Origin of the sequence: uncultured Sphingomonas sp. (assembly GCF_964243315.1) — a bacterium.
In the GTDB taxonomy this organism is placed as follows: Bacteria; Pseudomonadota; Alphaproteobacteria; order Sphingomonadales; family Sphingomonadaceae; genus Sphingomonas.
Genome location: NZ_CAXTEM010000105.1, coordinates 1 through 4891, shown reverse-complemented (window position 1 = coordinate 4891; position 4891 = coordinate 1). Strand labels below are relative to the sequence as shown.

6 protein-coding genes are annotated in these 4891 nt (G+C 68.5%); 2 read left to right on the top strand and 4 right to left on the bottom strand.

The genetic code is table 11. The features are described from left to right. Both ACFE77_RS16105 and ACFE77_RS16100 read right to left on the bottom strand, forming a co-directional pair. Window positions 1–418, bottom strand: a 418-nt coding sequence (locus ACFE77_RS16105) for an ATP-binding protein (protein ID WP_375422661.1), incomplete at its 3' end; no start/stop codon positions are given. A gap of 186 nt (window positions 419–604) precedes the next feature. After that, on the bottom strand, window positions 605–1300 hold the full coding sequence (locus ACFE77_RS16100) for a GcrA family cell cycle regulator (RefSeq protein ID WP_375422660.1): 696 nt from the start codon (window positions 1298–1300) through the stop codon (window positions 605–607). Window positions 1301–1358: 58 nt separating this feature from the next. Here ACFE77_RS16100 and ACFE77_RS16095 point away from each other — a divergent pair, with 58 nt between their 5' ends. Both ACFE77_RS16095 and ACFE77_RS16090 read left to right on the top strand, forming a co-directional pair. Beyond that, complete coding sequence (locus ACFE77_RS16095; protein ID WP_375422659.1) at window positions 1359–2210, top strand: ABC transporter permease; 852 nt, start codon at window positions 1359–1361, stop codon at window positions 2208–2210. Then, window positions 2210–3562 carry an alginate export family protein gene (locus ACFE77_RS16090; RefSeq protein ID WP_375422658.1) on the top strand — a complete coding sequence of 451 codons (1353 nt, stop codon included), beginning with the start codon at window positions 2210–2212 and terminating at the stop codon, window positions 3560–3562. The genes ACFE77_RS16095 and ACFE77_RS16090 overlap by 1 nt, the downstream gene beginning before the upstream one ends. A gap of 73 nt (window positions 3563–3635) precedes the next feature. Here ACFE77_RS16090 and ACFE77_RS16085 read toward each other — a convergent pair whose 3' ends face one another. Beyond that, window positions 3636–4184 carry a GNAT family N-acetyltransferase gene (locus ACFE77_RS16085; protein WP_375422657.1) on the bottom strand — a complete coding sequence of 183 codons (549 nt, stop codon included), beginning with the start codon at window positions 4182–4184 and terminating at the stop codon, window positions 3636–3638. Window positions 4185–4195: 11 nt separating this feature from the next. Then, a partial coding sequence (locus ACFE77_RS16080) for a LysR substrate-binding domain-containing protein (RefSeq protein ID WP_375422656.1) occupies window positions 4196–4891 on the bottom strand: 696 nt, incomplete at its 5' end.

Genomic DNA, 4891 nt, shown 5'->3' with positions numbered 1-4891 from the left:
CGGACGACAGCGCGTTGACCACCGACACGCCGACGCCGTGGAGCCCGCCCGAGGTCGCATACGCCTTGCCCGAGAATTTGCCGCCCGAATGCAGCGTCGACAGGATCACCTCGAGCGCCGACTTGTCGGGAAAGCGGGGATGCGGATCGATCGGGATGCCGCGGCCATTGTCGACCACGGTCAGCCGGTTTCCGGGTTCCAGCGTCACCTCGATCCGGGTGGCATGCCCTGCGACCGCCTCGTCCATCGCGTTGTCGAGCACTTCGGCGGCGAGGTGGTGGAGCGCGCGTTCGTCGGTGCCACCGACATACATGCCCGGCCGGCGCCGGACGGGCTCGAGCCCCTCGAGCACCTCGATCGAGGACGCATCATAGGCGGCGCTGGCGGTGGACTGGGACGCGAAGAGATCGTCGGACATTACCTCGATCTATAGAAGCTCCGCAGGCATTGCCAAGGAGCGCGAGCCCTCACTCCTCCGTGGCTCCGGGAGAGGGCGCCGCGCAGCGGTGACGGAGGGGGTTGTCCGCAAGCACACGCTTGCGGCACGCCCCCTCTACCATGCGCTACGCGAACGGTTCCCCTCCCCGTGCCGGGGAGGAATTGATTACCGAACCCGGGGGCCGCCGAAGGGGAGCGGCGGCGGCGGGCGGCGATCGCGGCGGGGCAGCTGCGCCTGATAGGCATGGCCGCAATGCGCGACGCAATAGGGGAAGCCCGGGTTCACCTTGTCGCCGCAGAAGTGGAAGTCGGGCTCGCCCGGATGGCCAAGCGGCCATTTGCAGATCCGGTCGTTGAGATCGAGCAGCGTGGTCTTGCCCGCGATCTCGGCCGACGGCTTGGCCGGGACCAGCCGACGCGGCGGCGCGGGGGTGCTCGGCGGTTGCTGCTCGCCCGGCGCCTGACGCAGGAATCCGCCCGGACCGACCGAACGAAGGATTGGCGGCGGCGGCGCGGCGGGCGCGGCTACGACCGGCGCGACGTCATCCTCGTCTTCCACGTCATCGACCGGCTCGGCGATCGACGCGCGCTCCGGCGCTGGCGTCGGGGCCGCAGCAGCGACCGGCGCAGGCGTAGCCACCGGCTCAACGATGGTTGCCAGCGCGGCGGCGGGCGCGGCGGCCTTCGCCTCCGGCTCGTTGGGCTTGACCGGCGACGGACGTGCCTGGAGCCCCAAACGATGCGCCTTGCCGATCACCGCATTACGGCTGACCCCACCCAGCGCCTCCGCGATCTGGCTTGCGGTCTGGCCCGCTTCCCACATCGTTCTGAGCGTCTCGATCCGCTCTTCGGTCCAGGACATGGTCGTTTCCTCGTCTAGTCGGTTGCGGGCGGCACCGGCTGCGGTTACCCGCTGAGCCATGAGCAGCCAGCCACCAATCGGTGAAATTCGGTCGGCGATCCGGAACGCGCCTGGCGTTCCGGTCATCCGGAACGTCAATTGGGGCGGTCTCAAGACCCTCTATGTGAAGGAGGTGCGGCGTTTCTTCAAGGTGCAGTTGCAGACGATCTGGGCACCCGCGATCTCGCAATTGCTGCTTCTGGTGGTTTTCACCACCGCGCTCGGGGCGCGCGGGACGGTCCATGTCGGCGGGCAGGAAGTCGGCTTCGCCGATTTCATCGCGCCCGGCCTGATCGTGATGGGGATGATCAACAACGCCTTCGCCAATGCGAGCTTTTCCCTGCTGGTCGGAAAGATCCAGGGGACGATCGTCGACTACCTGATGCCGCCGCTGTCGACCGCCGAACTGCTCGCCGCGCTAGTCGGGGGTGCGGTAACGCGCGCCTTCTGCGTCGGCGGCACGGTGTGGCTGGCGATGGCGTTGTTCCCCGGCGTCCACGTCACTCCGCATGCGCCGCTCGCGATCCTGTGGTTCGGGTTGCTCGGGTCGACCTTCCTGGCATTGCTCGGCGTGCTGACATCGATCTGGGCGGAGAAGTTCGATCATGCCGCCGCGGTCACCAACTTCGTCGTCGCACCACTCGCGCTGTTGTCGGGCACCTTCTACTCGGTCGATCGGCTCGCGCCGACCTTCCGTGCGATCAGCCACGCCAACCCGGTCTTCTACATCATCTCGGGGTTCAGGTACGGCTTCCTCGGGCTGAGCGACTCGCCGGTAATGATCGGCAGCTTCGCGGTTCTCGCGCTCGACGTGGTGCTGGCGATATTGTGCTACCAGCTGCTCAAGCGTGGCTGGAAGCTGAAGAACTGATGCGCGCGGCGATGGTGGCACGCTGGACGGCGGGGCTGGCGCTCGCTGCCTGGACGATGCCGGCAGCCGCGCAGAACGCCCCTCCCGTTCCAGAGGGTCTCGACCTCGCGGCATCGACGCGGCTGCGATACGAGGCGATCGCCAATCCGCCACGCGCGGGCCTCGACACCGACGAGTCGCTGGTCAACCTGCGGACCATCCTGCACGGGTCCTATCGTCGCGGCACGGTGAGCGTCGTCGCCGAACTGTGGGACAGCAGGGTCTATGGCGACGGCGCCGACACGCCGGTGACTACCGGGGAGGTCAACACGGCGGAACTGGTTCAGGCCTACCTCGGGATCGAGCATCGGTTCGGGGAGGCGAAAATTGCCGCGCGGATCGGGCGGATGACGCTCAATATCGCGTCGCGGCGCTTGGTGGCGGCCGACGATTACCGCAACACCACCAACGGCTATACCGGCGTGGCGGTCGATCTCGCACCACGGCGCGGCATGACCGGCACGCTGATCTACGTCCTCCCGCAGCAGCGCCGTCCGGACGATCGGGCAGGCTTGCGGCGCAACGGAGTGGCGATCGACCGCGAGAGCTTCGACGTCGTGCTGTGGGGCGGCACGCTGACGCAAACCGATGCGGTCGGCCCGCTGGCGGTCGAAGGCAGCTTCTACCATCTCGGCGAGCGCGACACGCCGGGGCGGCCGACACGCGACCGGCGGCTCGACACCTATGGGGGCCGCGTATTCCGCGACGCCGACACCCGCAAGCCCGACATCGAGATCGAAGGCTTCTACCAATCCGGCTCGATCAGCACCGCGGCCACCGTCGGCGCGCCACGGATGCCGGTGTCCGCCTGGTTCGTCCATGGCGACGCGGGCTATACCTTCGCCGGCGCCTGGAAGCCGCGGGTCGCGATCGAGTACGACTATGCCAGCGGCGATCGGGCGGGTGGATCGTACGGCCGGTTCGACACGCTGTTCGGGATGCGCCGTGCCGACCTCGCGCCGTCGGGGCTGTACAACGCCATCGCCCGGACGAACATCTCCACGCCCGGCGTCCGGGTCGAGGTGCTGCCGTCGAAGCGGGTCGACGCATTCGTCAGCTACCGCGCGATGTGGCTAGCCGCGCGCACTGACGCCTTCTCCACAACCAATGTCCGCGATCCCCGAGGCAACGCCGGATCGTTCGCGGGACACCAGATCGACTCGCGCCTGCGCTGGTGGATCAAGCCCGCAGTGCTGCGCTTCGAGGCCGATGCGGTAATTCTGGCGAAGGGCCGCTTCCTGAACGACGCGCCCAACGCCCCGCCGCGCGGCACCACCGCCTATGGGTCGCTGAACCTGACCGCGACGTTCTGATCGGTCGCAGCTTGGATCTTCGGATCCACGAGCTAATCCCACCTCGTGTCCCCAAGCTCGGGGGCGGCCCAGCTTAGGTAAACGAACTTACCCCGCCCCATTCGCGCGCGAGCAGGCCCAGTATGACGCTGTCGCGCACGCCGATATGCGTCTCCCATTCGTCACGCAGCAACGCCTCGCGCCGGAAGCCGAGCGAGTCGAGCAGGTGAAGCGAAGCCGCGTTGTCGGGATCCACATCGGCGAAGATCCGGCGCTGGCGCTCGTCATTGATCAAACGGTCGATCAGCCGCGACACCGCCTCGCGCGCATAACCGTGACCCCAGGCGCTGCGCACCAGCATATAGCCGATTTCCGCCACGCCAGCGCGGCGCTGCGTGGTGCTGATCGTGCCGATCGCGCGGTCGTCGCCGGCCAGCGTGATCGTCCAGCTGCGCCACGCCGCGTCATCGATGCGGGGTGCCAAATAGGCTTCGGTGTCGGCGATCGAGGCATGCGGCGCGCATGACCACCAGCGCATCAGATCGGCGTCGCAATATGCCTCGTGCAGCGCGACGGCATCGTGGAGCCGGATCGGGCGCATCGCCAATCGCGGCGAGGTCATGCCCGATCGATCGCCAGCCACGACCGCTTCTCTCACCGCCCGAGCATGTCGACGAGCGTGCGGACCTTCTGCTGCCGCCATTGCGGCAAGGGCGCGACCAGCCAATAACCGAGCTTCGACGGCACCGCCTCGCCGATCTGGACGATCCGCCCGGTCCCAAGCTCATCCGCGGCCAGCAGATGCGGCACGGTGGCTCGACCCAAGCCCGACGCCGCCGCGTCGATCGCGAGACCGGCGTCGGCCACCCGCACCAGCGCGACCCCGTCGCCGCCCGGGCTGCCCGGCCAGGCGATGCTCGCCTCGCTCGACGTTCCGCCTGCGGCCGCGACGGTGACCATGCCGTCCGATTCGAGCGCCTCGCCCTGATGTTCGCCGGGACCCTCGCCCCAGCGGATCGCCAGATCGAGATTGGCTTCGGTGAAGTCGACCAGCTCGTCAGCGGCGATCAGCACGAAGCGCAGGTCGGGATCCGCCGCTGCGATCGCGGCAAGACGCGGCATCAGCCACTTCTCGGTGAGGTCGCGCGGCGCGGCGATCGTCAACGACTTGGACGACTGCCCCGCCTGCATCGCACGAACGGCCTCCTCGAACTGCAGAAACCCGCCTCGTAGCGCGCCGAGTCCGGCTTCGGCTTCGGGGGTGAGTTCGAGCCCGCGGGTGGTGCGGCGGAACAGGACGACGCCCAGCGTATCCTCCAGCGCGCGGATCTGCTGGCCGACCGCGGCGGG